This window comes from Halomonas sp. MCCC 1A13316 (assembly GCF_014931605.1).
In the GTDB taxonomy this organism is placed as follows: Bacteria; Pseudomonadota; Gammaproteobacteria; order Pseudomonadales; family Halomonadaceae; genus Halomonas.
In genome coordinates this window covers 3,090,039-3,115,677 of record NZ_CP053382.1, presented here as the reverse complement: position 1 = coordinate 3,115,677, position 25,639 = coordinate 3,090,039, and the positions used below count along the sequence as shown (strand labels likewise).

The following is a 25,639-nucleotide window of genomic DNA, read 5'->3' as shown; positions in this document are numbered from 1 at the left end:
CTGAGACGGCCCTGGTCAGTCCTGGGACAATGCCGATTCGTCCTGCAGCACGGCCTCGAGCAAGCGAATGCGGCGGTTGTCCGCATTGAGTACGGTAAAGCGCCAGCCGCCCAGCTCGGCATGCTCGCCGCGGCCGGGGAGGTGGCCGAAACGCTGCATCACCAGTCCGCCCACGGTATCGAATTCGTCATCCGAGAAGCGCGTGCCGAAGCGATCGTTGAAGTCCTCGATGGGCGTCAGTGCGCGAATGGCGTAGCGGCCGTCGCCCAGTTCGCGGATATCGTCCTCTTCTTCGGTATCGTGTTCGTCCTCGATATCGCCGACGATCTGCTCGAGAATGTCCTCGATGGTCACGATACCGGCGGTGCCGCCATACTCGTCGACCACCACTGCCATGTGATTGTGGGTGTCGCGGAACTCCTTGAGCAGGCTGTTGAGGCGCTTGGACTCCGGCACGAACATGGCAGGGCGCAGCACGTCCTCGAGGCGGAATCGCTCGCGCTCCTGCTCAGGGCTGTTGAGCAGTTTCAGCAGGTCCTTGACCAGCAGCAGACCCTTGACCTCGTCGAGGTTCTCGCCGATGACGGGGTAGCGCGAATGGCCGGTCTCGTTGATCAGGGCCAGGTATTCCTCGGCGGGCTGATCCACTGCAATGGCGGCCACTTGGGAGCGCGGGATCAGCACTTCGCGTACCTGCTGATCGCTGATCTGCATTGCGCCCTCAATGATCATCATGGCGTCCTGATCCAGCTTGAGCCGGGTGGCCGCCTCGCGCAGGAACTCCATCAGTTCCTCTCGCGAACTGGGGCTTTCGCTGTCACCCGAGAGGGCGCCGAGCAGCTTGTCGAGCCAGGACCTGCTGCCCTGGCCGTTCGTTCGGTCGTCACTCATCGATTGCGTCTCTCGTCCTTGCGGTCGTCTTGTTGTTCGTCGTCGCCCGGGAGCGGTGCGTAGGGATCGGCGATGGCGAAGTCCGCCAAGATTTCACGCTCCAGCTCTTCCATCACCTCCGCCTCGTCTTCCTCCAGGTGATCGTGACCGAGCAGATGCAGCATACCGTGTATCACAAGGTGGGCGTAGTGATCCACGAGGTGCTTGGCCTGCTCGTGGGCTTCGCGAACCACCACGGGGTGGCACAGCACCAGGTCGCCGAGCAGGGGCAGGATGACACCGGGAGGGCCGTCGAAGGGGAAAGAGAGCACGTTGGTGGGCTTATCGCGACCGCGATAGTCGCGATTCAACGCCTGGCCCTCCTCGGCGTCAACGATGCGCACGGTAACCTCATGGCGCGCTTCCTGCGGGAAACGCACCAGCACGGCGTTGACCCAAGCCTCCAGTTCGGCCCGTGGCGGCAGTTCCTCGCCTGCGGTGGCTAATTGGAGGTCGACGATGGGCGACGGGCGATTCATCTCCTGCCATCTTCCCGGTTGCGCTCGCGCTCCTGGCGCAGCGCCTCGCGCTCACGTTCACGTGCTTCACGGCGGGCGCGTTCCTGTACTTCCTGCTCGGCCTCGAAGCTTTCGTAGGCTTCGATGATGCGCTGTACCAGTGGATGACGAACGACGTCCTTGGCGGCGAAGTGGGTGACCCCGATGCCTGCGGCACCCTTGAGCACCTCGAGCACCTGAATCAGCCCCGAGCTCTGGCCGCGCGGCAGATCGACCTGGGTCACGTCGCCGGTGATCACCGCGGTGGAACCGAAACCGATACGGGTCAGGAACATCTTCATCTGCTCGCGAGTGGTGTTCTGGCTCTCGTCGAGAATGATGAAAGCGTTATTGAGAGTGCGCCCGCGCATGTAGGCCAGCGGGGCGATCTCGATGACCTGGCGTTCGATCAGCTTGCCTACCTGCTCGAAGCCGAGCATCTCGTAGAGGGCATCGTAGAGCGGGCGCAGGTAAGGGTCGATCTTCTGCGCCAGATCGCCGGGCAGAAAGCCGAGTTTTTCGCCGGCTTCTACGGCCGGGCGTACCAGCAGGATACGGCGCACCTCCTGCTGATTGAGCGCCTCCACGGCCGCAGCCACGGCCAGGTAGGTCTTGCCGGTGCCGGCCGGGCCAATGCCGAAATTGATGTCGTGCTGACGAATGCTCGCGACATAGCTCTGCTGATTCTGGCCACGTGGCTTGATCAGTACCTTGGGTGTGCGCAGCAACACCTCATCGTCGGTGGGACCCTCATCCTCGTCGAGCGCCTCGCGCCCCGATTCCTGCAGGAACAGGTGCACGGTATCCGGCGACAGGTCGCTGGCCTCGGCCTCGCGGTAGAGATGTTCCAATACATTGGCGGCGGCCTTGACCCGATGGCCGGGTCCCGCCAACTGAAAGACATTGCCGCGATTGCGCAGGGTGACGCCGAGGCGCGATTCGACCAGCTTCAAATGCTCGTCCCGCTGACCGCAGAGATTGGCGAGACGCTGTGGATCATTGGGCTCGAGGCTCAAGGTAATGATGCGGTTGGCCTGTGCGGCGTGTTGACTCAAAGTGGCAAAGTTCCTGCGTTGCGTGGTTTGGCTCTCAGCTTACTGCCCTGCCTCTCGGCAGGGCAATCCTTGTGGAAACGATCCCCCTGGCAGCGATGCCAGGGGCGACATGACAGGTTTCCTGTGGTCAGTGTAGCGCCGGGGAAGCGAGCTCGCCGCGTAGAGAATTGGGCAGTGCTTCGGTAATCGTCACGTCGACGAAGAAGCCGATCAGCTCGGTGGGATTGGCGGCACGGAAGTTGACCACCCGGTTGTTCTCGGTGCGACCCGACAGCTGGCCCGGATCCCTGGGCGAGAAGCCGCTGACCAGGATGCGCTGGGTAGTCCCCACCATGCGCCGGCTGATCTGCATCGCCTGCTGGTTGATGCGCTCCTGCAGGATTGCCAGGCGCTGCTTCTTGACGTTCTCGGGGGTGTCGTCGGGCAGTGCCGCCGCCGGCGTGCCGGGACGGGACGAGTAGACGAAGCTGAAGGAGTGGTCGAAGCCGATGCGATGGATCAGGTCCATGGTCGCCTCGAAGTCCTCCGCGGTCTCGCCGGGGAAGCCGATGATGAAGTCGGAGGAGAAGCTGATGTCGGGACGCAGGGTGCGGATCCGTTCCATCTTGGCGACGTACTCCTCGGCGGTGTGGCCGCGCTTCATGGCCGCCAGGATGCGGTCGGAACCGGCCTGCACCGGTAGATGAAGATGGCTGACCAGTTCCGGGATCTCGCCGTAGGCTTCGATCAGACTGTCGCTGAACTCCACTGGATGCGAGGTGGTGAAGCGGATTCGGTCAATGCCCTCCACTGCGGCCACGCAGGCGATCAGCTCGGCCAGGTCGATCTCGTCGCCGAGCCGGTTCTCTCCGCGGTAGGCGTTGACGTTCTGGCCCAGCAGGTTGATCTCGCGCACGCCTTGGTCGGCCAAGTGGATCACCTCGTCCATCACCGCCTCGAACGGGCGCGATACCTCCTCGCCGCGGGTGTAGGGCACGACACAGAAGGTGCAGTACTTGGAGCAGCCCTCCATCACCGAGACGAATGCCGTTGCCCCGTCGGAGCTCGGCTTGGGCAGGTGGTCGAACTTCTCGATTTCGGGGAAGGTGACGTCGACCACCGAGATCTGGTCCTGGCGACGGGCGTCGAGCATCGACGGTACCCGGTGCAGGGTCTGGGGACCGAACACCATATCGACATGGGGAGCACGCTTACGCAGCGCCTCGCCTTCCTGGCTGGCCACGCAGCCGCCGACGCCGATCACCAGGTCGGGGTTGGCCTCCTTGAGCTTCTTCCAGCGGCCGAGCTGGTGGAAGACCTTCTCCTGGGCCTTCTCGCGAATCGAGCAGGTGTTGAGCAGGATGACGTCGGCTTCGCCTTCGTCGTCGGTCAATTCGAGCTGGTGCGATTCGCCGAGCAGATCCGCCATACGGGCGGAGTCGTACTCGTTCATCTGGCAGCCGTGGGTCTTGATGAAGAGTTTCTTCGCCATAAGAATTGAGGGTCGGTTACCCGACGCGTGCGTCACCGGTGAGTGGAGTGTCGCGGGAATGGGCTTCGCAAAGCCGTTCTCGAAGGTGACGGCATTATACGTAAGCACGTCCACTGGAACCAGTGGGGGCACCGCGGCGGCGTGCGACTGTGGTACGCTTGCGCCTTGGCAGGCCCCGCCGCGGGGCTTGGAGCGTAACCGAACGTTGAGGACAGACGGCCATATGGCGGCCAAACCGATCTACCGGGTGGTATTTCATCAGCAGGGTGAAATCTGGGAGCTCTACGCAAGGGAGATCTTCCAGAGCGACCTCTGGGGCTTCATCGAGGTCGAGGAGTTCGTCTTCGAGGATGGCTCGAAGCTGGTGGTCGACCCCTCGGCCGACCGTCTGCGACACACCTTCGACGGTGTCAAACGCAGCTATCTGCCGTTGAACGCTATCGTGCGTATCGACGAGGTGGAGCGCGAGGGGCCGGCAAGGGCAGTCAAGAGCGAAGGGCGCGTGGCCGAATTTCCCCGTGGTCCGATGCCGCCCCCCAGGCGCGAACCCTGACGGGTTTCGGCGCATACGGGATGTGGCGACAGGCTGCTCAGGAAACGATCAGCTTGGACCGAGCCCGTGCTGGGGCGCCATGACGCAGCCTTTTCAGCGGTTTTCCCGGGGCTTATCCACAGTTTCTGTGGATAGGCCGCTGAACGACATAAGCCAGGACGACGGCATGAAGCATCGATTCGAGTTTTTGCTTGCGGGCGTGGCGCTGGGCCTCATGGCCTCGCCGCTACACGCCCAGCAGTCGGGTGATGCCACCCACTGGGTTTCCGATGAGCTGACGACCTATGTGCGCAGTGGGCCCACTGACGGCTATCGCATCGTGGGTACCCTGACGGCAGGTGAGCCGGTCACCCTGCTCGAGACCAGTGGCGACTATAGCCGGGTCGAGAGTGACACAGGCGACCGGGTCTGGATACTGAGCAGCGAACTGCAAGAAGCGCCGAGTGCGAGTGAGCAGTTGCCGCAGCTCGAGGAGCAAGTCGCACAGCTCGAGGCGGAGCTCGGCAGTATCAACGAGACTTGGGAAGGGCGTGTCTCGGCCATGACCGAGACACTCGAGACACGTGAGCGACGCATTGCCGAGCTCGAAGCAAGCAGCCACCAGCTCGCCAGCGAGGCGGACAGCTCGCGTCAGACCATTCGGCAATTGCAGGCGCGCCTGGACACCCAGGAGGAGGACCTGCTGATGCGCTACTTCATGTATGGCGGTGGCGTGGCCGGTGCCGGCCTGCTGGTGGGGCTGATCGTTCCACACCTGCCGCGCAGGCGGCGCAAGAGCGACCGCTGGTTCTAAGAGAGAGGGTGACATGGCACGAGAATGGCTCGATCGCTGGCGCGAGGGGCGTATCGGTTTCCATCGCTCTGATACTCACCCGGCATTGTTACGCCACTGGCCCCTGCTCGGTGTACGTCCCGGCACCAAGGTGTTGGTCCCGCTATGCGGCAAGAGCATCGATATGCATTGGCTGGCCCGGCATGACCACCCGGTGCTTGGCATCGAGTTTGCTGAGGAGGCCATCGAGCAATTCGTCGCCGAGGGAACGGGTGACGTCTCGCGCTACCAGCAAGGGCCGTTCGCGATCTGTCGGCAGGGCAGCGTAGAGCTGTGGTGCGGTGATTTCTTCCATTTTCATATCGATCAGGCAGCCGAGATCGGGGCCTTTTACGATCGCGCGGCGCTGATCGCGCTGCCGCCCGCCACACGCCAACGCTACGCCTTCCACCTCGCGCAGTTGATTCTCCCCGGCTCACGCGGTCTGTTGATCTCGCTGTCGCGGGCGCCTGGGGACGAAGCGGCCGGGCCACCCTTTCACGTTCCGGCCGAGGAAGTTCGCGAGCTCTTCGAACCCAATTTCCAGGTCACGCACTTGGAGGATGGCGAGCCCGAAGCGGAAAGTGGCTTTCGCGAAAGCGTCTGGGCATTGGTTCGGCGTGGCCCAGTGACCTAGGGAACACTGGACAAATGCCTGCGCGAGCGAGTCGCAGTGGCTATTTGTCTAGTGCTCCTGCCTGTCCGTACGGCTCAGCGTGCCAGCAGTCGGGCCAGTTCCGGATCGCTGAAGGCGCGGTCCAGAGCAGCGGCGATCAGGTCATTGAGCATGCGTCGGTTGGCGTCGCGGCTCGGGCGCAGGGCATAGCTCTGAGTGCGTCGCGAGGTGTAGGTGCCGGTATAGGTGGTGCCCTGGTTGGTCACCTTGACCTCGAGTACGGCTTCCAGGCGGGCTTCGTCGATGACCGGCTGGCTGTCGCCACGTTCGTAGCCAAGATGCTTAAGCGTCAACGTCAGGCTGGGCTGCCCGCTACCGGGTTGGGTGGTCGGTGAGAATCCCATGTCGCGCACGGCACGCTCGGCTTCGCGCTGCAGGTTCGGCACCAGTTCGTGGGCGCTGACGGTGATCACCGCGGTCGACATGGCGCTGCCGCTGCGGGTACCGACTACGTCGTCCTCTCGCTCGTCCACGGCGGCCACCGTTACGGCCTGGCCGCTGCCGGCCTGCGGTACCGGAACGCTGCGCTGAGGATTCAGCTGCAAGTAATGAGGGCTGGCGCAGCCGGCCAGCAAAACAATTGCCAGCAGGACGGCTGCGGCACCCAGGGCATGACGTCGGTTCATTCTCCCTCCCGGAAGTGGTCGTACGAGGCCAAGGACATGGCCCGGAGATAACGGCACAGGTGCAGTATATCGCCAGGCGCTTGATGGCAACAGCGTAGCGCCATGACGGAATGAACCGGTTACACTGTGTTTTTAAAGCTTTACGCCTCTCGCGCTAGGGAGACGCCTGATGATACGCCCCGCCATTGCCGAGGATATACCGCAGCTCGTCGACATCTGGTTGCGTGCCTCTCTGCTTGCCCACGATTTCATACCCGCGAGCTTCTGGCACGAGCGTGCCGACGCTATGGCAAGCACCTACCTGCCCGGGGCGGAAACCTACATTCTCGAGGCGGCCGGTCGACCTATCGGTTTTGCTGCGCTCAACGGCGAGCATCTGGAGGCGCTGTTCATCGACCCCGAGGTGCAGAGCTTCGGTCATGGCACCCACCTGATGGCGCATGCCATGGGGCAGCGGGAGCGCATTACCCTGTGCGTCTACTCGCGCAACGTGCGCGCCGTCTCCTTCTATCGCCGGCTGGGCTTTCGCGTCGTCGAAGAGCGGCGCGAACCCCTCAGCGGAGAGAATGAAATCCTGATGAGCTGGACGCGCCGACTGCCCCGTCATAAGGACAGTCTGGTAACATGACGCCTCTTTTCGTGCGATGGCTGAGATTTTCGATGAGCGACGCGAACCGCGACTTTCTGATTGCCCCCTCCATTCTCTCCGCCGACTTTGCGCGCCTGGGCGAGGAAGTGGACAACGTGCTGGCGTCCGGCGCCGATATCGTCCATTTCGATGTCATGGACAATCACTACGTTCCCAATCTGACTATCGGCCCCATGGTCTGCGAGGCGCTTCGCAAGCACGGTGTCACCGCTCCCATCGATGCCCACTTGATGGTCAAGCCGGTAGACCGGTTGATCGGGGATTTCATCGATGCCGGGGCAACCTATATCACCTTCCATCCGGAGGCGTCCGAACACGTCGACCGCTCGCTGCAGCTGATCCGGGACGGTGGCTGCAGGGCCGGGCTGGTGTTCAACCCCGCCACACCTCTTTCCTACCTCGACTACGTCATGGACAAGGTCGACATGATCCTGTTGATGAGCGTCAACCCCGGCTTCGGTGGTCAGGCTTTCATCCCCGCTACACTCGACAAGCTGCGCGAAGCACGGCGTCGCATCGATGCGTCGGGGCGTGCCATTCGCCTCGAGATCGACGGCGGCGTGAAGGTCGAAAACATCGCCGAGATCGCGCGTGCCGGGGCCGACACCTTCGTCGCCGGTTCGGCAGTATTCAAGGCCGGCAGCGACAGCGACCCGAACCGCTACGATAGCGTGATGCGCGCCTTTCGCGAGCAGTTGGCCTTGGTGTAGGCCGGCACAATGACCAAACCGTCGACGTTGTGGTACCTGTATATGCTTGAAACGCCCCAAGGGGCGCTCTATACCGGTATCACCACCGACGTGGCCAGGCGCGTGGCGCAGCATGAGTCGGGGCGGGGCGCCAAGGCGCTGCGGGGGCGCGGGCCACTCGCGCTGGTGCATCAGGAGCCGGTGGGCAGCCACGGCGATGCGCTGCGGCTAGAGGCCGAGATCAAGCGTCTTCCAGCCGCGCACAAGCGGAGTTGGTACCAGAGCCGTCAGGGCCTCGAGGAAACATCATGCACCCTATCCTGAACGACATACGCCTGGTCAGCTTCGACCTGGATGGCACCCTGGTCGATTCCGTACCCGATCTGGCGGTGGCGGTGGATGCCAGCCTGGGCGAACTCGGTCTACCAGCAGCAGGCGAAGTACGGGTGCGCGACTGGGTGGGCAACGGCTCGCTCAAGTTGATGGAGCGGGCGCTGAGCTATGCTTTGAGCGGACCGCCCGGTGAGGAGCTTCTGGTCCGTGCCCATGATGCCTTTCTCGAACACTACGGGCGTGACCCCGGCTCGCGTACTCGTCTCTACTCCGGGGTGCGTGAATGTCTGGACGCGCTTTATGCCAGAGGGCTGACGCTGACCCTCGTGACCAACAAGCCGTTCGCCTTCATTCGGCCGATCCTTGCCCAGTTCGGCATCGACCAGCACTTTTCGCTCTGCCTGGGCGGTGACAGCCTGTCGCAGAAGAAGCCCGACCCGGCTCCGCTGCTGCACGTAGCGGCGCATTTCGGCCAGCCGCCCGAGGCCTGCCTGATGGTGGGCGATTCGCGCCACGACGTAGCCGCCGGGCAGGCCGCCGGGTTCCGTACCCTGGCGGTGCCCTATGGCTACAACCACGGCGAGCCGATCCGTAATAGCCGGCCGGATGCGCTGGTTGATTCACTGGCGGAACTCGTTTAGGGTCGATTTTCGAACCCTATCAATAACCTCGGAATCCTTCCGTTTGCCTCCCGCGGGACACGCTTCGATGGACAGCATGATGCTGCATGACCCCTCCTCAATGCGTGGCAGCCTTTGCCAGGCCGCCACTTCGATGGTGCCGTTCGTCGCCGAGCCTGCCGGCTGGCGATGGTGACGCTCACTTGAGCTTCACTCTGATTCGATATTCGCTATCCGACACTGTCCTATCCTCGAGGAAATCGTCATGATGACGTCCGAACGTTTCCGTGCCCTGGCCGAGGCCGGCTATAACCGTATTCCGGTCACCCGCGAGGTGCTGGCCGATCTCGATACACCATTGTCGACCTATCTCAAGCTGGCCGACGAACCCTGGACCTTCCTGCTCGAGTCGGTGCAGGGGGGAGAGAAATGGGGGCGCTACTCGATCATCGGTTTGCCGAGCCACGAGCGTATCGAGGTGCATGGCTTCAGCGTCAGTCATTTCCAACATGGTGAACGATGCGAGCGGGTAGAGGTGGCAGATCCTCTCGAATGGATCGAGCAGTTCCATGGTCGCTTCAGAGTACCCAATCTCGACGATCAGCCGCGCTTCGATGGCGGTCTGGTCGGCTACTTCGGCTATGACACCATCCGCTATATCGAGCCGCGCCTGCGGGGCGTCGAGAAGCCCGATCCTTTGGGTGTTCCCGACATCCTGCTGATGGTCTGCGACGATCTGGTGGTGTTCGACAACTTGTCGGGTCGTCTGACGCTGTGGACCCATGTCGACCCTGTCACCGAGGGGGCCTATACCACGGCGATGGCGCGCCTCGAGGGGCTTGAGCAGCGCCTGCGGACGGCCGTCGTCAAAGCCGCGAGCCCCGGCACCGGGCGCAGCGCGGTGGAAGAGGGGCATTTCACTTCGGGTTTCACCGAAGCCGGCTTCAAGGCGGCGGTGGACAGGATCAAGGAGTACGTACTGGCTGGCGACGTGATGCAGTGCGTGCCCTCGCAGCGCATGTCGATTCCCTACCAGGCGCCGCCGCTCGATCTCTATCGCGCTTTGCGCAGCCTCAACCCCTCGCCCTACATGTTCTTCTTCAATCTGGGCGATCATCACGTGGTGGGCTCGTCACCCGAGATTCTCACGCGGCTCGAGAGTGGCGAGGTCACGGTACGGCCGATCGCAGGCACACGGGTGCGAGGCCACAGCGAGGAGGAGGATCGCGCCCTCGAAGCCGATCTGCTGGCCGACCCCAAGGAGATCGCCGAACACCTCATGCTGATCGACCTGGGGCGCAATGACGTGGGACGCATCTGCGAGACGGGCTCGGTGCAGGTCACCGATCAGATGGCCGTGGAGCGTTACTCCCATGTGATGCATATCGTCTCGAATGTCACCGGGCGGCTGAAGCCGGGTCTTTCCGCAATGGACGTGCTGCGCGCCACCTTCCCGGCGGGCACTCTGTCGGGGGCGCCCAAGATACGGGCGATGGAGATCATCGACGAGCTGGAGCCGGTCAAGCGCGGCGTCTACTCCGGCGCGGTGGGCTACCTGTCTTGGCACGGCAACATGGATACCGCCATTGCCATTCGAACTGCGGTGATCAAGGACGGTACGCTGCACGTGCAGGCCGGGGCCGGTGTGGTCGCCGATTCCGTGCCCGAGCTCGAGTGGCAGGAGACGCTCAACAAGGGGCGAGCCATCTTCCGCGCTGTGGCCATGGCCGAGAGAGGGTTGGACAACCTCTAGGCGTTCTCGAGCGGTAGCGGCGGCCTTGCTTCCCGGTTAGCGGGAAGCAGGGCCGCTTGCGTTCAGGCAGGTGCATGGCTGGCGCTCATTCGACCTCGTCGGTGTCCTGCTGCGCTTCGTGCTGTTTTTCTGCGCCTTGCTCTTCTTCAACAAGGGCGCGGCGGATCAGCTCGGCATTATGGCGCATCATGTCCACGTAGTTGGCGGCGTCGCCATCTGGCTCGCTGAGCGAATCGACATAGAGCGGGCCGACAATCGAAATGTCCGTGTCGGGGGCAATGCTGCGAACGTCACGGTCCGACAGGGTGCTCTCCCAGAACAGGGCGGTCGATCGGGTCTCCTCGATCAGGTCGACGATACGCTCGGCCTGCATGGGCGAGCCATCTGGCTCGAGGTTGCTGCCCCAGACGCCATCATGGCGAAAGCCATAGGCGTCGGCGAAATAGACGAAAGCCGCCTCCGTGGTGATCAGGATGCGCCGCTCCTCGGGGATTCCCGCCAGCATTTCACTGACTTCTTCATGCAGTGCGGCGAGCTTCTCCTGGGCGGCGCTGGCCCGGGCCTGAAAACTATCGGCGGCCTGAGGGTGCAGCTCGGCCAGATGATCGGCTATCACCTGCATGTAGGCTGCGACTGCTTGCGGATCCATCCATAGGTGAGGATCGGGTTCGCCGGTGTACTCACCGGTGACTATCGGCTGGGTTGGGTGTTCCGAGGCCTCGGCGAGAGCTACCAATGGCGCCCGGTTGCCCACCGTGGCATGAACCTGGCGCATCCACTGTTCGAGTTGATAGCCGTTGTAGAAGACGAGATCGGCATCCTCAAGTGCGATGAAGCTATCCGGCGTCAGCTCCCATTGGTGCACATCGGCGCCTTCGGGAGCCAAGACGACCAGCTCGATATCGTTACCGCCGACCTGCTTGACCAGATCGCCCAGGATCGAAAAACTCGCGACCACCTTGGGATTGGCTGATGCTTCTGAAACGCCGCCGGCCATGGCAGCGAAAGGTAGAGCCAGCCAGATCCAGGCACGGCGGGAAAAGCGCATCGTCAATCTCCTTTTTGCGGTTGCGCACGTGCTCCGATGATAGAGATTGGGACGTACGCTTGCCAGCGATGGCGAAGAAGCACCCCTCTCGCGTTCCCCAGTGTCGCGATAAGCCGCCATCATGCGTTGACAGCCCGGCAGCCACGACGGCACTATTGCGTCATGAACGCAAACGCCTACAAGCCAAATACGATCCAGTGGTGGCGCCCCTGAGCGAGGGGCGGCACGCTGACGACTGAAGAAAATGCCGCCGTCGGGGCGGCTTTTTTGTGTCCGAAGCAGACCTGCACGGCTGGCCGAGAAACACGAAACACAGTTAAAAGATTCGCTTTAACAGGACCTAATCGCCATGTCCGTGCTGATGATCGACAACTATGACAGCTTCACCTTCAACGTCGTGCAGTATCTGGGTGAGCTGGGGGCCGAGGTGGTCACCCATCGCAACGATGCCATTACGCTGGAGCAGATCGAGGCGCTGGCGCCTAGCCATCTAGTGATTTCGCCGGGGCCCTGCACGCCCAATGAGTCTGGCATCTCCCTTGCTGCCATCGAGTATTTCGCCGGCCACCTGCCGATTCTCGGCATCTGCCTGGGGCACCAGGCGCTTGGCCAAGTCTATGGCGGCAACGTGGTACGCGCGCCCCAGGTGATGCACGGCAAGACCTCGCGGATACGCCATAATGGTCAGGGCGTGTTCGCCGGGCTCGAGGACCCGCTCGAGGTCACCCGCTATCACTCCTTGGTGGTGGAAGCCGGGACGCTGCCCGACTGTCTCGAGGTCACGGCCTGGACCGATGATGACGATGTCACCCCTGGCCTGATCATGGGGCTACGCCATCGCGAACTGGATATCGAGGGTGTGCAGTTCCATCCGGAGTCGATCCTGACCCGTCAGGGCCACGAGCTGCTGGCCAATTTTCTGAAGCGTCGCTGACCCGCACGAAAGAGGAGTTCCTGCCCATGCAGATGCGAGACGCCATCGCCGCGGTGATGCGCCATGAGAGCCTGAGTTTCGACGCCACCCACTCGGTGATGCAACAGATCATGACCGGCGAGGCCAGCGATGCCCAGATCGGCGGCCTGCTGGTTGGACTGGCCATGAAGGGGGAAACCGCCGAGGAGATAGGGGCCGCGGCCCAGGTAATGCGCGAACTGATGAAGCGGGTGCATGCGGTGGCCGACAACGTGGTAGACATCGTCGGGACCGGTGGCGACGGCGCTAATCTGTTCAATGTCTCGACCGCTTCCAGCTTCGTGGCTGCGGCGGCTGGCGCCCACGTGGCGAAGCACGGCAATCGCAGCGTCTCGTCCTCTTCCGGCAGTGCCGATCTGTTTGACATGGCGGGTATCCACCTGGACCTCAAGCCGGAACAGGTGGCGCGCTGCATCGAGCAGGTGGGGGTCGGATTCATGTTTGCGCCCAATCACCATCCCGCCATGCGTTACGCCATCGGGCCACGCCGTGAGATGGGGGTGCGCACCCTGTTCAATATTCTCGGTCCGTTGACCAATCCCGCCGGCGCGCCGAACCAGGTGCTGGGGGTCTATTCCGCCGAGCTGGTGCCGCTGATGGCCGAGGTGTTGAAGAATTTGGGCAGTCGCCACGTCATGGTGGTTCATGCCGAAGACGGGCTGGACGAGATTTCCTTGGCGGCTCCTACTCGGGTCGCCGAGCTCGTGGAGGGCGAAATCCATCATTACACCATTACGCCCGAAGAGTTCGGCATCGAGCGCCAGGAGCTGGCGCCGCTGAAGGTCGTCAGCGCCGAGGATAGCCTGCGCCTGGTGCGAGAGGCATTGGTCGGCGACGGGCCGGCGGCAGACATCGTCTCGCTCAACGCCGGAGCGGCACTCTACTGCTCCGGCATCGCCGATACGCTGAAGGAGGGTGTTCTGATGGCCCAGGATGCCCAGGCTTCCAAGCTGCCGCTGGAAAAGATGAAGGAACTGGCCGATTTCACCCGCGTACTGGTTTCCTGACGCCCATTCGCGGCACTGCCGCCCGTATCGAGATCTAACACCATGAGCCCCACTCAGGACGCCCCCACCATTCTTACCCGGATCCTGGCCCGGAAGGACGAGGAAGTCGCCGAGCGCAGCCGCGCCGTGCCGGAGAGTGATCTGCTGAAGTTGGCCGAGCAGCAATCTGCACCGCGTGGCTTCGTCGCCGCTCTGGATCGGCGCATCGCGGAGGGCGACCCGGCCGTGATCGCCGAGATCAAGAAGGCTTCGCCCTCCCGAGGCGTGATCCGCGAGGATTTTCGTCCCGCCGAGATTGCCGTCAGCTATGCCGATGGCGGTGCCGCCTGCCTGTCGGTGTTGACCGATGCCGACTTCTTCCAGGGCCGTGAGGATTTTCTGATCGCCGCACGCGAAGCCTGCGAGCTTCCCGTCATTCGCAAGGATTTCCTCGTCCATGGCTATCAGGTCAGTGAGGCGCGCGCCATTGGCGCCGACTGTATCCTGTTGATCGTTGCCGCACTGGACGATGCGCGCATGGCCGATCTCCATCAGCAGGCGCTGGCGCTGGGAATGGATGTACTGGTCGAGGTGCATGATGCGCTGGAGCTCGAACGTGCACTCAAGTTGGGTATCGGCCTAGTGGGTATCAACAACCGTAACCTGCATACCTTCGAGACTCGCCTTGAAACTACGCTGGAGCTGCTGCCACGCATTCCCGCCGGGGTAACCGTGGTAACCGAGTCCGGCATTCATACCCGCAGCGACGTGTTGCGCATGCGTGAGCATGACATACATGGCTTCCTTGTCGGTGAGGTCTTCATGCGCGAGGAGCAGCCGGGCGAGGCGCTGCGGCGTCTGTTCTACTGATCGATTGGTCGTTCACGCCGCAGGCAGCCACGTTGCCTGCGGCGTTTTTTTGAAGCATAAGCACCTACGGTGAGCAGATCACCAACTCAACTGACGCAGGTGGGACAACAGCCCCTGCAGCGGGTGCGGAAGATCCTGGCCGGAAAGCCGCTTGGCCTGGCTGCGACAGGAGTAACCGGTGGCCACTAACCGGCCGTGGTTGGCCTCGTTCTCGACCAGCGGCTGCCATGACTGCGCATAGATGGTCTTGGAGGTCCCGACGTTGCGCGCCTCGTGACCGTAGGTGCCGGACATGCCGCAACAGCCCGTGGCGACGTGTTCCAGCTCGAAGCCGAAGGCGGCAAAGACTTGCTGCCAGGCCTTGGGGCTGCCGGGAGCATTGCTCTTCTCGGTGCAGTGCGAGAGCAGCCGAAAGCCGGGATCACCCAGCCCGCCGAGAACATGGGCCAGGGCTGGTGGTACCAGGCGTTGGCCCAGGGCCACCAGCCACTCCTGCAGCAGCAGCACCTCGGGTACGGCATCGGGCCCCAGCGCCTTTACGTATTCTTGACGGTAGGTCAGGGTCATGGCCGGGTCGATGCCTACCAGTGGCACGCCGAACTCGGCCAGGGCACGCAGGCGGCGCGCCTGTTTCTCCGCGGTACGCTCGAAGGCTCCGAGGAAGCCCTGTATGTGCAGCGGCTTGCCATTCGCCGAGTAGGGTGCGACGAATACCTTCACGTCGAGGCGTGACAGCAGTTCGACGATATCCATCACCCGTTCGGCCTCGAAGTGGCTGGTAAAGGCATCCTGCACGATGACTACGCTTCTGGCCTTCTGCGCCTCGCTGAGCAGACCCAGCGAGACTGGTGTCGCCTCGGCCACACCCCAGGCATGCATCTGCTTGGCCAGCCGCGCACGGGAGAGGTTCGGGCTGTCGACCAGGCCGATAGGACCCGACATCAGCCGATCCACCCAGCGCTGACCCAGTGCAGCGTTATAAAGCGGTGCGGCATAGGCGAGGTAGGGTACGAAGAACTCCATGCCACCGACCAGGTAGTCGCGCAATGGGCGCAGGTAGCGGCCGTGGTAGGCCTCGAGGAACTGCGAGCGTGAATCCGGCACGTTGACCTTCACCGGGCACTGGCCGGCGCAGGACTTGCACGCCAGGCACCCGGCCATGGCCTTGTACACCTCGTGGGAGAAATCGGCCTCGTCGCGACGCTTCAAGGTGTTGCGCACCCGCGCCGGCAGGCGCTTCACAAAGCCCCAGGCGCCCTCGTGGCGTTGCTGGCGCGCCTCTTCCACCAAGTCGATGCCGGCGTTGCCCTGAAGGCGCAGCCATTCGCGCGTCAGGCTGGCCCGGCCCTTGGGCGAGTGGACGCGATCGCGGGTCGCTTTCCACGAGGGGCACATGGCATCGTCGGGATCGTAGTTGTAGCAGGCCCCGTTGCCGTTGCAGTACACCGTGGCGGCGTGGGCCTGCCATGCGCGCTCGTCGATCTGGCGGTCGAACTGGCCGCGGGTGGGTACGCCATCGATGGTCAGCAGGCCCGGATCGACCAGTTTGACCGCCTGTTCCCTAACCGCTTCGGGCGAGATATCTAGCGCCTCTCCTGCGGCCTCGGGTGGGGTATCAAGCGCCTTGCCCGCGGGTTCGGGCGGGATAAACAGCGGCGTCGCGATCTTGCCGGGGTTGAGCTGGTTATAGGGGTCAAAGGCCGCCTTGACGCGCTGCAGGCTGGGGTAGAGCTCGCCGAAGAACCTGGGGGCGTACTCGGAGCGCACTCCCTTGCCGTGTTCGCCCCACAGCAGGCCGCCATGCCGGTGGGTCAGCTCGACGACTTCATCCGAGACCTCGCGGATCAGCCGCTCCTGCTCGGGGTCCTTCATGTCGACGGCGGGGCGCACGTGCAGCACGCCGGCATCTACATGGCCGAACATGCCGTAGCTGAGTCCACGGGCGTCCAGCGCGGCGCGGAAATCGGCGATGAAGTCGGCCAGGTGCTCCGGCGGTACCGCGGTATCCTCGACGAAGGGGATCGGGCGCTTCTCGCCCTTGGCATCGACTCTCGCATTGCCCAGCAGGCCCACGGCGCGCTTGCGCATGGCATAGACCTGCTGAATCTGGGCGCGGCCCTCGGCCAGGGTATAGCCGAGCCGCGGCACGCTGTCGTCGGTCTCCAGATGGCGGCAAAAGGTGGCTACGCGCTCCTCGAGACGCTCAGGGTCGTCGTCGTTGAATTCGATGAGGTTGATGCCACGTATGGCCAGCGTCTGGCGTTCGGCCGTGGCGGCATTGCCCCCGGCAGTCGCCTCGCTGGGGAAGAACTCGGCCACGCTGTCCCAGATGAAATCCTCCATGGCCAGCAGCAGCACCTTGTCGTCTACTGTCTCGATGGAGGTGGGGCGCGGCGCGTGTGGCTGGTCCCGTGAAGTGCCCATCAGCGCCTTGGCGTCGCGCAGGGCATGCATGAAGCCGGCATAGCGCACGTTGACCAGGGTCGAGTACTTGGGAATCGGCAGAACGTTGAGCACGGCTTCGTTGAGCAGAGCCAACGACCCCTCGGAGCCGCACAGCAGGCTGTTGATGTCGAGTCGGCCTTGCGCATCTCTCAAATGCGCCAGGTCATAGCCGGTCAAGCAGCGGTTGAGCGGTGGGAACTTGGCCGTGATCAGCTCGCCCTGGGTGTCGATGATCTTGCGCGCGGTGCGATAGGCGCTGCCGATCACGCCGCTGTGGTGGCACAGCGTCTCCAGCTCGGCGTCGTCGACCGGGTGACTGACCAGGCGCTCGCCGCCGAGCAGCACACTGTCGAGTTCCAGCACGTGGTCGCGAGTCTTGCCGTATTCGCAGCTGCCCTGGCCGCTGGCGTCGGTAGAGATCATGCCGCCGATGGTGGCGCGGTTGGAGGTCGAGAGCTCAGGGGCGAAGAACAGTCCATGGGGCTTCAGGGCGGCGTTGAGCTGGTCCTTTACTACCCCGGCCTGTACCCGCACGCGGCGATTCTCGACGTCGATGTCGAGGATCCGGTTCATATGCCGCGACACATCCACCACCAGGCCGTCGGTGAGCGACTGGCCGTTGGTGCCGGTCCCACCCCCGCGGGGCGTGAGGACCACCTGACGGTGTGTCGCGTCCCCGGCCAGGCGCGCGATACGCTCCAGATCGGTGGCGTGGCGCGGAAACAGCGCGGCCTGGGGCAGGCGCTGATAGATCGAGTTATCGGTGGCCAGCACCGTGCGACTGGCGTAATCCGGGGCGATCTCGCCCTCGAAACCGGTGGCTTTCAGCGCCTCCAGAAAGCGCAGGTAATGGGCGCCGAGCGCGGCGGTGGCACTCGATTCGGTGGTGTCCAAGCGTGCGATCATGATATCGATTCGGTCGTGTAGTGCCGCCCGGCGCGCCGGACAGGCAGGAAAGTGACGCTACTTTACCGCGAGAGGGCGGTGGCGCGCATCCCGACGGGCGTTGCGGCATGGCACCTTGGCGGCCTTTTGCCTACAATGTTTCGCCGTTTTACCCTCTTTCACCGTTTCGCTTTCTTTCAGGGGCTGGATGCCATGCTCGATCCTAAACTGCTGCGCAGCGACCTCGATGCGGTCGCCCAACGACTGGCCAAGCGGGGCTTCGTCCTCGATACCGAGCGGCTCGAGGCGTTGGAGTCCCGGCGGCGAGAGTTGCAGACCGAGACCGAGACCCTGCAGAACGAGCGAAATACTCGCTCCAAGGCGATCGGCAAAGCCAAGGCAGCCGGCCAGGATATCCAGCCGTTGCTCGACGAGGTGAGCGATCTCGGCGATCGGCTCGACACTGCCAAGACGCAGCTGGCCGAGGCTCAGGCCGAGTGGGATGCCTTGATCAGCGGCATTCCCAACTTGCCTCACGACAGCGTGCCGGAAGGTGAAAGCGAAGAGGACAACGTCGAGCTGCATCGCTGGGGCAACCCGCGCGAATATGCCTTCGAGGTGCGCGACCATGTCGACCTGGGCGCGCTCAAGGGGGAGCTCGACTTCGAGCTGGCGGCCAAGCTGACCGGCTCGCGATTCGCCGTGATGCGTGGCGAAATCGCGCGTCTGCACCGGGCGTTAACGCAGTTCATGCTCGATAAGCAGACCCTCGAGCATGGCTACGAGGAGTGCTACGTCCCCTACATGGTCAACGAAGCCTCGCTGTACGGCACCGGCCAACTGCCGAAGTTCGGCGAGGACCTGTTCCGGCTGGATGACGAGCGCAGCTTTCACCTCATCCCCACCGCTGAGGTGCCGTTGACCAACTTCGCTCGCGACGAGATCCTCGACTACAAGGCGCTGCCGCTCAAGCTCACCGCGCATACGCCGTGCTTTCGCAGCGAGGCGGGTTCCCACGGTCGCGATACCCGCGGCATGATCCGTCAGCACCAGTTCGACAAGGTCGAAATGGTGCAGTTGGTCGAGCCGGAGACGAGCTATGCCGCGCTGGAAGAGATGCGTGGCCATGCCGAGGCGATCCTGCAGGCGCTGGAACTGCCGTATCGGGTGGTGACGTTGTGTACCGGCGACATGGGTTTCGGCGCGGCGAAGACCTACGACCTGGAAGTGTGGCTGCCGAGCCAGTCCACCTACCGCGAGATCTCCTCGGTGTCCAACTGCGAAGATTTTCAGGCGCGGCGCATGCAGGCGCGCTTCCGTCATCCCGAGCAGAAGAAGCCGCAACTGCTGCATACCCTCAACGGCTCGGGCCTGGCGGTGGGGCGCTGTCTCATCGCGGTGATGGAGAACCATCAGAATGCCGATGGCTCCATGACCGTGCCCGAGGTGCTGCGGCCTTATCTGGGCGGAATCGCCACCATCAATTCTCGATCTCCCAGCTGACGCTGACGCCCGCCTCGATGACGATGGTTCCGGGGCGGTATTCGACCTGTGAGCCGCTTTCTCGGGCATCGGCGCTCATTGCCATCATCCGCGGCGCGTAGATGGGTGAATTCGTCTCACTGATATTGGCCACGGCGCCGAGCGAAACGCCCATGGTGCGTGCCATGAGCTCGGCCTTGTGCCGCGCCTTCTCGAGTGCCTTAACCAGCGCTTCGTCAGTGGCGGCATCGCGGTCGGCCAGGTCGTAGCTGATCCCATCCAAGGCGTTGACGCCGGCGGCGGTCAGGGCGTCGAGCAGGCGTGGCAGTCGTTCGAGGTCGTCGACACGAACCTGGAAGGGTCGATCCAGCCGCGTACGCATCAGCATGTCACTGTCGTGTTCGTTGTCGCTGCGCCGCGGGGCGGGCAGGTATTCCGGCTGAACGCTCAGTGAGCCTGCACTGATGTCGTCGCGTTCGACGCCGGCCTCTTCCAGTGTTCGGATCAGGGCGGCGGCCCGCTCCTCCAGGCGATCGCGAGCCTTGCGCAAGGCATCGGCATCCGTATCGTCCTCGTGGCGTGCCACGGCAGGGGTGCGCTCCCACAGACGTGCGCTGAGCGTGGCGCGGTCCGGCACCACATCGAGTTGAGCTTCGGCTTGTACGTCCAGCCTTGCGCGGGGTTCGTCGGTCTGTGCAGCGGCTCCCATTAGCGGGATGGCGGTCAGCAGACCGCCCAGCAGCAGGCAACGAAAACGTATCGTGGGCATCAAGCAGGCCTCCTTGCGGCAAACATGCGTAGTCGCGCAGAATCGCGCAGGGCGGGGCAGGCAGGCCAACTGGCATGGCAGCCCCCTGTCGCCCGAACGGCCAAGTTTGTGTGCCCGCCCGGTAAGGGTCATGATAAGCAGGACACGCCAGGCAGGGATAGATGGCATGATTTACCGCGACGACAACGTGCGATACGGACGCCCGCTCACCTTGACGCTGGCCCTGGCGGCGTTGGTAGTGATTATTGCCGGCATACGGGCCGGTGCCGACCTGATCATCCCGATACTGCTGGGTTTGTTCATCGCCGTGATCTGCACCTCCCCGGTGAACTGGCTCCACCGCCTGGGATTGGGGCAACGCCTGGCGGTGGTGGTGACCCTGCTGGTGATCGGGGGGGGGCTCTCCTTGGTGGGGCTGCTGGCAGTCAATGCCTTCGGTACCTTCATCGAAGCGCTGCCTGGCATTGAGGGGCGGCTCTACGACCAGTATCTCAACCTGCTCGACAGCATGGCCTCCATGGGGCTGGCGATCAATCCCGACACGCTGGCCGGCCTGGTCGAAGTCGAAAACGAGGAAGACTGGTTCTCGGCCTTGCTTGAGGGGCTTGGCAACTTGCTGATGCAGAGCGTGGTGGTCGCACTGCTGGTCATCTTCATGCTGTTCGAAACACTCAACTTCCGGCGCAAGGTGGCCCACGCGCTCGACGATCCGGCAGCCAGCCTGCAGCGTTTCCACGAGTTCAGTCAGACTCTCAAGCGCTATCTCGCGGTCAAGACCTTCGTTAGCTTGGCTACGGGTGTCATGGCGTGGCTGGCCTGCATGGTGGCCGGGGTAGATTTTCCTCTGCTGTGGGGCGTGCTGGCCTTTGCGCTCAATTACATTCCTAATATCGGTTCGGCCATTGCGGCCGTGCCGCCGGTGCTGTTGCTGCTGGTGGCTCAAGGCGGTGGCTTGTTGCCGGCCTTCGGCTTGGCGATGGCTTACCTTGCCATCAACTTCGTACTCGGCAACCTGGTCGAGCCACGCCTGATGGGACGTGCGCTGGGACTGTCCGCCTTCGTTGCTTTTCTTTCACTGGTGGTTTGGGGCTGGCTGCTGGGCGTAGTCGGCATGCTGCTTTCGGTGGTGCTGACCATGACACTCAAGATCGCCCTGGACAGCCATCCTCAGACGCGCTGGATGGCCTACCTGTTGGGGCCGGGCAAGCGGCCGCTTGCCGATAGTGCAGTAGCGAAGCGTGAACGGTGGCCGTCTCCAATCGATGATGAAACGAGCACCTAAACGCAAACGCCCCGGCAGGAGCCGGGGCGTTTGCAAACGTTGAGGCCTTGCCTGGAGTATCAGGCGTTCTGGTCGATGAATTGCACCAGTTGCGACTTGGACTGTGCACCTACCAGCGAAGCGACCTTGGAGCCCGACTTGAACAGCATGACGGTGGGAACGCCACGTACACCCTGCTCGGCAGCGATCTCCGGGGCGTCGTCGACGTTGATGCTGACCACCTTGAGGTTGTCGGAACGCTCTTCCGCTACCTCGTCGATCACCGGGGCCATGACCTTGCAGGGACCGCACCAAGGGGCCCAGAACTTCAGCAGTACAGGTTGTTCTGCCTTCAGGACTTCCTGCTCGAAGTTGGCATTGGTGACATCGACATTATTGGCCATGTGAATCTCCAGTTACGTTGCGCTACATCGAGCGGATCAGGGTGACATGCTAGGCATATCCAGTCGGCAGATGTTAGCCGTCGGTAGGGTGTCTGGCAAATGGCAGGTATGCCTGACACCGGGATTTCGACAAGCCTCGAGATCTTGACTACTGTTTCTGGCACGGTAAGGGAGTTATACAGTGGCTCGGCTACGGGCAAATGCCTGGCAGTGAGGGCGTGCTAGGGCAGAAAAGATTGCGAGCCCATCACTGACGTAACGCGAAGAACGGAGTGCCAGGCAGAAGTGTCCTGTCGTCGAGCCTCGACAGGGAGAGTCGGGTCATGACAAAGCAGTGTACGATCGTGCTGGACGGTAAGATGCTGTGCGGTCCGCCAGGCGAGCCATTGATCGATTTTCTCAAGCACCACGGTATCGACCTGCCACATGTCTGCTACCACCCTTCGCTGGGTGCTCTCGAAACTTGCGATGCCTGCTGGGTCGAGGTTGATGGGGAGCTCAAACGCGGCTGTACACTGAAAAGCAGTGAAGGGTTGGAGATCAATACCTTCAGCAAGCATGCCAGGGCGGCCCGCGAAGAGGGCATGGATCGCCTGCTGGCCAAGCATGAGCTCTACTGCACGGTTTGCGAGAACAACAACGGCGACTGCACGCTCCACAACGCTATGGTGGATATGCAGATCCCTATCCAGCGCTACGAGTTCCAGCGCAAGCCCCACGCTAAGGACACATCCAGCCCTTTCTACACTTACGACCCCGACCAGTGCATCCTTTGTGGTCGCTGCGTCGAGGCGTGCCAGAACGTCGAGGTCAACGAGACGCTCTCCATCGATTTCACCAGCGACAACCCGCGCGTGCTGTGGGATGGCGGCAAGGAGATCAATGACTCCAGCTGCGTGCACTGTGGTCACTGCGTCACGGTATGCCCATGCAACGCACTGATGGAGAACAGCATGGAGGGGATGGCGGGGCCATTTACCGCCATGCCCTGGTCGCTCAAGCGGCCGATGATCGAGATCGTCAAAAAGCTCGAGACCACAGTGGGTGCGAAGCCCGTATCAGGTCTCTCGGAAATCGACAGGAACCTGCGTCAGCCCGAGATCAAGCGTACCAAGACGGTTTGTACATACTGTGGCGTGGGCTGCTCGTTCGAGATGTGGACGCGCGATCGTCACATTCTCAAGGTGCAGCCGGTGCCTGAGGCGCCGGCCAACGGGATATCCACGTGCATAAAGGGCAAGTTCGCCTGGGATTTCGTCAACAGCGAGAAACGCCTGACCATGCCGCTGATCCGCGACAACGGTCGCTTTCGCGAAGCCAGTTGGGACGAAGCGCTCGATCTGGTGGCGCGACGCTTGCTCGAGGTGCGTGATCGACACGGCCCCGACAGCCTGGGCTTCATCGGCTCGAGCAAGGGAAGCAACGAGCAGGCCTATCTGGTGCAGAAGATCGCCCGCCTGGTCATCGGTACCAACAGCGTCGACAACTCGTCGCGTTATTGCCAGAACCCGGCGACCAAGGGACTTTTTCGCACCGTCGGGTACGGCGGCGATGCCGGCTCGATCGAGGATATCGAGCAGGCCGAGGTAGTAGTCATCGTTGGCAGCAATACCGCCGAGAACCACCCCGTCATTGCGTCCAGGATCAAGGCGGCACAGAAGCTCCGTGGACAGAAGCTGATCGTGGTCGACCCGCGCAAGCACGAGATGGCCGAACGCGCCGATCTTTTCTTGCGCCCTAACGCCAGCACCGACCTGGTCTGGGCCTCGGCGCTGTCGCGCTACATGTTCGATAACGATCTCGCCGACATGGCGTTTCTTGAGCGCTGGGTAAACCACGTCGATGAATACCGCCAGTCACTGACTCCGTTCACACTGGAGTACGCCGTGTCGATGACCGGCATCGATCGTGACGATCTGATCGAGGCGGCGGAGACGATCGGTCGGGCCAACAGCGTCTGTCTTCTCTGGGCCATGGGCATCACCCAGCACAGCCACGGCTCCGATACCAGTACCGCGCTATCCAACCTGTTGCTGGTCACCGGCAATTACGGCAAACCGGGTAGCGGTGGGTACCCTATGCGCGGCCACAACAACGTCCAGGGCGCCAGCGACTTCGGCTGCCTGCGTAACATGTATCCCGGCTACGAAAAAGTATCAGACCCGGATGCGCGCAAGCGCTGGGCCAAGGGTTGGGGCGTCGATCCCGAACAGCTCTCGGACAAGGTTGGCGAAGGCAATTTCCTGATGGTGCAGTCGGCCGAGCAAGGCGCGATCAAGGCCATGTACGTCGTCGGTGAGGAGACGGCCTACTCCGATGCCAATACCCATAATGTGCACACGGCCTTCGAAAGTCTCGACTTCATGGTGGTGCAGGACGTTTTCCTCAGCCGTACCGCCGAGTTCGCCGACGTCGTGTTGCCCGCCTGTCCCAGCGTCGAGCAGGAGGGCACCTACGTGAATACAGAACGGCGCATCCAGCGCGCCTACAAGGTGCTCGAGCCGTTGGGCGACAGCCGGCCGGATTGGCAAATCCTGACCGACTTGGCGGCGCGCATGGGGTACGACTGGGGTTATACCCATCCCTCTCAGATCATGGACGAGTGTGCACGCATTGCACCGATGTTTGCCGGAGTCACCTATGAGCGGCTGGAGAACTGGAAGTCACAGCAGTGGCCGGTGGCAACTGATGGCACCGATTCGCCGCTGCTGTATACCGACGGTTTTCCCAACGAGGATGGCAAGGCCAATCTGCATCCATTGGAATGGCAAGAGCCGGAGGAGAGTGTCGACGGCGAGTACGACCTGATGCTCGACAACGGTCGCATGCTCGAGCAGTTCCAGGGGGCCAATCAGACGGGGCGTACCGCAGGTATCTGGGAGCAGGTTCCGAATGGTTTCGTCGAGGTCAGCCCGGAACTCGCTGCGGAGCGAGGCATCGAGGAGGGCACCTGGGTGCGGGTGAGCTCGCGACGCGACAGCTTGGAGCTTCCTGCGGTGATTACCGACCGTGTGCGAGGCAGGACGCTATTCATGCCCATCCACTTCGGCAAGCCGGGGGTCAACCTGTTGACCGGCGAGCACAACGATCCGGACGTACAGACGCCGGCCTACAAGGAAACCGCCGTCAAGTTGGAAGTCCTGGACGAACGCGGCGATCCACCTCTGCCCGCAAGCAATTATCGCTATGGCTGTCGCACTCCGACACCGGGTGTCGAAGTCGCGGTGAAGTGGGCGCGAGGAGACTACTCGCCGCCGCCCGCTCAGCAGTCCAACCCGAGGAAGATGTAATGGCCGAACGAATTTCACATGACGTAACGCCGCCCAGGATTGGTCCTGATGCCCGTGAGGAGTTGGAACAATTGCTGCAGATGCTTCACGAGCACGGCGTACTGCGCCTGGCAAAGGACATGGTGGGAGCCAATACTGCAGTTGCCAGTGTCGTCGTGGATGGTCTGGGCAAGGAGTCCACCCTCAACGCCATCCAGAACCTGGCGGTGCTCGGCATGATGCTGTCGGACATCCCGCCGGAGCGTTTCTACCGGGTGGCCTTTGCCGTCAAGGAGGCAATAGACCGGATCGGCCAGCATCAGCCTGGCGAAGAAGGCAGCGATGCACCAGGCGTCAGCGGCGCCTATCGCATGCTCAACGATGACGAGCTATGGCGGGCAGTATCACCGTTGGTCGAAGGCCTCAAAGCGTTCGCCGAGCGCCTGGACAAACCCGTCGACAAGCCGGCCAGCGACTACTTCGGCAAGACGACAAGCGGGCCGTGACATTCCGGGAGCGTAGCCGTGCATAAGCACTCCCGAGCGCCTTCGTTCCTAGCAGCCTGTATGAGCAACTTGGCTGCT

The 25,639-nt window shown here is 62.9% G+C and carries 24 protein-coding genes; 15 read left to right on the top strand and 9 right to left on the bottom strand.

Annotated features, from left to right (window positions below; genetic code table 11):
* Window positions 1-15: 15 nt before the first annotated feature.
* The 4 genes from HNO52_RS14435 to miaB all read right to left on the bottom strand — a co-directional run bounded on the left by HNO52_RS14435 (window position 16) and on the right by miaB (window position 3,953).
* Window positions 16-891 (bottom strand): CorC family transporter, encoded by an 876-nt coding sequence (locus tag HNO52_RS14435; protein ID WP_197565953.1) that lies wholly within the window; start codon window positions 889-891, stop codon window positions 16-18.
* Window positions 888-1,409, bottom strand: a complete 522-nt coding sequence (gene ybeY / locus HNO52_RS14430; RefSeq protein WP_197565952.1) for an rRNA maturation RNase YbeY — start codon at window positions 1,407-1,409, stop codon at window positions 888-890. Before ybeY ends, HNO52_RS14435 begins: the two co-directional genes overlap by 4 nt.
* Window positions 1,406-2,482 (bottom strand): PhoH family protein, encoded by a 1,077-nt coding sequence (locus HNO52_RS14425; protein WP_197565951.1) that lies wholly within the window; start codon window positions 2,480-2,482, stop codon window positions 1,406-1,408. Before HNO52_RS14425 ends, ybeY begins: the two co-directional genes overlap by 4 nt.
* A 127-nt stretch (window positions 2,483-2,609) precedes the next feature.
* Entirely contained in the window at window positions 2,610-3,953 is a 1,344-nt protein-coding gene (gene miaB, locus HNO52_RS14420; RefSeq protein WP_197565950.1) for a tRNA (N6-isopentenyl adenosine(37)-C2)-methylthiotransferase MiaB, read from the bottom strand.
* Window positions 3,954-4,176: 223 nt separating this feature from the next.
* Here miaB and HNO52_RS14415 point away from each other — a divergent pair, with 223 nt between their 5' ends.
* The 3 genes from HNO52_RS14415 to HNO52_RS14405 all read left to right on the top strand — a co-directional run bounded on the left by HNO52_RS14415 (window position 4,177) and on the right by HNO52_RS14405 (window position 5,954).
* Window positions 4,177-4,506, top strand: a complete 330-nt coding sequence (locus HNO52_RS14415) for a DUF1820 family protein (RefSeq protein ID WP_167119851.1) — start codon at window positions 4,177-4,179, stop codon at window positions 4,504-4,506.
* Between the two features lie 166 nt (window positions 4,507-4,672).
* On the top strand, window positions 4,673-5,299 hold the full coding sequence (locus tag HNO52_RS14410; RefSeq protein WP_197565949.1) for a TIGR04211 family SH3 domain-containing protein: 627 nt from the start codon (window positions 4,673-4,675) through the stop codon (window positions 5,297-5,299).
* Window positions 5,300-5,312: 13 nt separating this feature from the next.
* Window positions 5,313-5,954, top strand: a complete 642-nt coding sequence (locus HNO52_RS14405; RefSeq protein ID WP_197565948.1) for a class I SAM-dependent methyltransferase — start codon at window positions 5,313-5,315, stop codon at window positions 5,952-5,954.
* 74 nt (window positions 5,955-6,028) lie between these two features.
* Here the strand turns inward: HNO52_RS14405 and HNO52_RS14400 are convergent, their stop codons facing one another.
* The gene (locus HNO52_RS14400) at window positions 6,029-6,619 is read right to left on the bottom strand and encodes a YajG family lipoprotein (protein ID WP_197565947.1); all 591 of its coding nucleotides are present in this window, start codon (window positions 6,617-6,619) and stop codon (window positions 6,029-6,031) included.
* 169 nt (window positions 6,620-6,788) lie between these two features.
* Here HNO52_RS14400 and HNO52_RS14395 point away from each other — a divergent pair, with 169 nt between their 5' ends.
* From HNO52_RS14395 to trpE, 5 genes are all read left to right on the top strand, one after another.
* The gene (locus HNO52_RS14395; protein ID WP_197565946.1) at window positions 6,789-7,247 is read left to right on the top strand and encodes a GNAT family N-acetyltransferase; all 459 of its coding nucleotides are present in this window, start codon (window positions 6,789-6,791) and stop codon (window positions 7,245-7,247) included.
* Between the two features lie 32 nt (window positions 7,248-7,279).
* Window positions 7,280-7,978 (top strand): ribulose-phosphate 3-epimerase, encoded by a 699-nt coding sequence (gene rpe, locus HNO52_RS14390; protein WP_197565945.1) that lies wholly within the window; start codon window positions 7,280-7,282, stop codon window positions 7,976-7,978.
* Window positions 7,979-7,987: 9 nt separating this feature from the next.
* A complete protein-coding gene (locus HNO52_RS14385; protein ID WP_232090310.1) occupies window positions 7,988-8,281 on the top strand; it encodes a GIY-YIG nuclease family protein in 294 nt (97 codons plus the stop codon).
* Window positions 8,266-8,931, top strand: a complete 666-nt coding sequence (locus tag HNO52_RS14380) for a phosphoglycolate phosphatase (protein WP_197565944.1) — start codon at window positions 8,266-8,268, stop codon at window positions 8,929-8,931. The genes HNO52_RS14385 and HNO52_RS14380 overlap by 16 nt, the downstream gene beginning before the upstream one ends.
* A gap of 247 nt (window positions 8,932-9,178) precedes the next feature.
* Complete coding sequence (trpE, locus tag HNO52_RS14375; RefSeq protein ID WP_197569241.1) at window positions 9,179-10,663, top strand: anthranilate synthase component I; 1,485 nt, start codon at window positions 9,179-9,181, stop codon at window positions 10,661-10,663.
* Window positions 10,664-10,748: 85 nt separating this feature from the next.
* On the opposite strand, the gene HNO52_RS14370 is transcribed toward trpE, so the two are convergent.
* Window positions 10,749-11,711 carry a metal ABC transporter solute-binding protein, Zn/Mn family gene (locus HNO52_RS14370; RefSeq protein WP_197565943.1) on the bottom strand — a complete coding sequence of 321 codons (963 nt, stop codon included), beginning with the start codon at window positions 11,709-11,711 and terminating at the stop codon, window positions 10,749-10,751.
* A 349-nt stretch (window positions 11,712-12,060) separates the two neighbouring features.
* On the opposite strand from HNO52_RS14370, the gene HNO52_RS14365 reads away from it, so the two are divergent.
* From HNO52_RS14365 to trpC, 3 genes are read left to right on the top strand one after another with little or no spacing between them, the layout of a single operon-like run.
* Complete coding sequence (locus HNO52_RS14365; protein ID WP_197565942.1) at window positions 12,061-12,645, top strand: anthranilate synthase component II; 585 nt, start codon at window positions 12,061-12,063, stop codon at window positions 12,643-12,645.
* A gap of 26 nt (window positions 12,646-12,671) precedes the next feature.
* Complete coding sequence (trpD, locus tag HNO52_RS14360; RefSeq protein ID WP_197565941.1) at window positions 12,672-13,691, top strand: anthranilate phosphoribosyltransferase; 1,020 nt, start codon at window positions 12,672-12,674, stop codon at window positions 13,689-13,691.
* Between the two features lie 42 nt (window positions 13,692-13,733).
* Complete coding sequence (gene trpC, locus HNO52_RS14355) at window positions 13,734-14,540, top strand: indole-3-glycerol phosphate synthase TrpC (protein WP_197565940.1); 807 nt, start codon at window positions 13,734-13,736, stop codon at window positions 14,538-14,540.
* 78 nt (window positions 14,541-14,618) lie between these two features.
* Here trpC and HNO52_RS14350 read toward each other — a convergent pair whose 3' ends face one another.
* Complete coding sequence (locus HNO52_RS14350; RefSeq protein WP_197565939.1) at window positions 14,619-17,891, bottom strand: FAD-binding and (Fe-S)-binding domain-containing protein; 3,273 nt, start codon at window positions 17,889-17,891, stop codon at window positions 14,619-14,621.
* A gap of 192 nt (window positions 17,892-18,083) precedes the next feature.
* On the opposite strand from HNO52_RS14350, the gene serS reads away from it, so the two are divergent.
* On the top strand, window positions 18,084-19,373 hold the full coding sequence (serS, locus tag HNO52_RS14345; protein ID WP_197565938.1) for a serine--tRNA ligase: 1,290 nt from the start codon (window positions 18,084-18,086) through the stop codon (window positions 19,371-19,373).
* Here serS and HNO52_RS14340 read toward each other — a convergent pair.
* Window positions 19,351-20,121, bottom strand: a complete 771-nt coding sequence (locus HNO52_RS14340; protein WP_197565937.1) for an SIMPL domain-containing protein — start codon at window positions 20,119-20,121, stop codon at window positions 19,351-19,353. The genes serS and HNO52_RS14340 overlap by 23 nt on opposite strands.
* 166 nt (window positions 20,122-20,287) lie before the next feature.
* On the opposite strand from HNO52_RS14340, the gene HNO52_RS14335 reads away from it, so the two are divergent.
* A complete protein-coding gene (locus HNO52_RS14335) occupies window positions 20,288-21,403 on the top strand; it encodes an AI-2E family transporter (RefSeq protein ID WP_197565936.1) in 1,116 nt (371 codons plus the stop codon).
* 59 nt (window positions 21,404-21,462) lie between these two features.
* On the opposite strand, the gene trxA is transcribed toward HNO52_RS14335, so the two are convergent.
* A complete protein-coding gene (gene trxA / locus HNO52_RS14330) occupies window positions 21,463-21,786 on the bottom strand; it encodes a thioredoxin (RefSeq protein ID WP_167120343.1) in 324 nt (107 codons plus the stop codon).
* A 323-nt stretch (window positions 21,787-22,109) separates the two neighbouring features.
* Between trxA and fdhF the strand changes: the two genes are divergently transcribed.
* Both fdhF and HNO52_RS14320 read left to right on the top strand, forming a co-directional pair.
* A complete protein-coding gene (gene fdhF / locus HNO52_RS14325; RefSeq protein WP_197565935.1) occupies window positions 22,110-25,076 on the top strand; it encodes a formate dehydrogenase subunit alpha in 2,967 nt (988 codons plus the stop codon).
* Entirely contained in the window at window positions 25,076-25,561 is a 486-nt protein-coding gene (locus HNO52_RS14320) for a helical membrane plugin domain-containing protein (protein ID WP_197565934.1), read from the top strand. The genes fdhF and HNO52_RS14320 overlap by 1 nt, the downstream gene beginning before the upstream one ends.
* The last annotated feature ends 78 nt before the right edge of the window (window positions 25,562-25,639 follow it).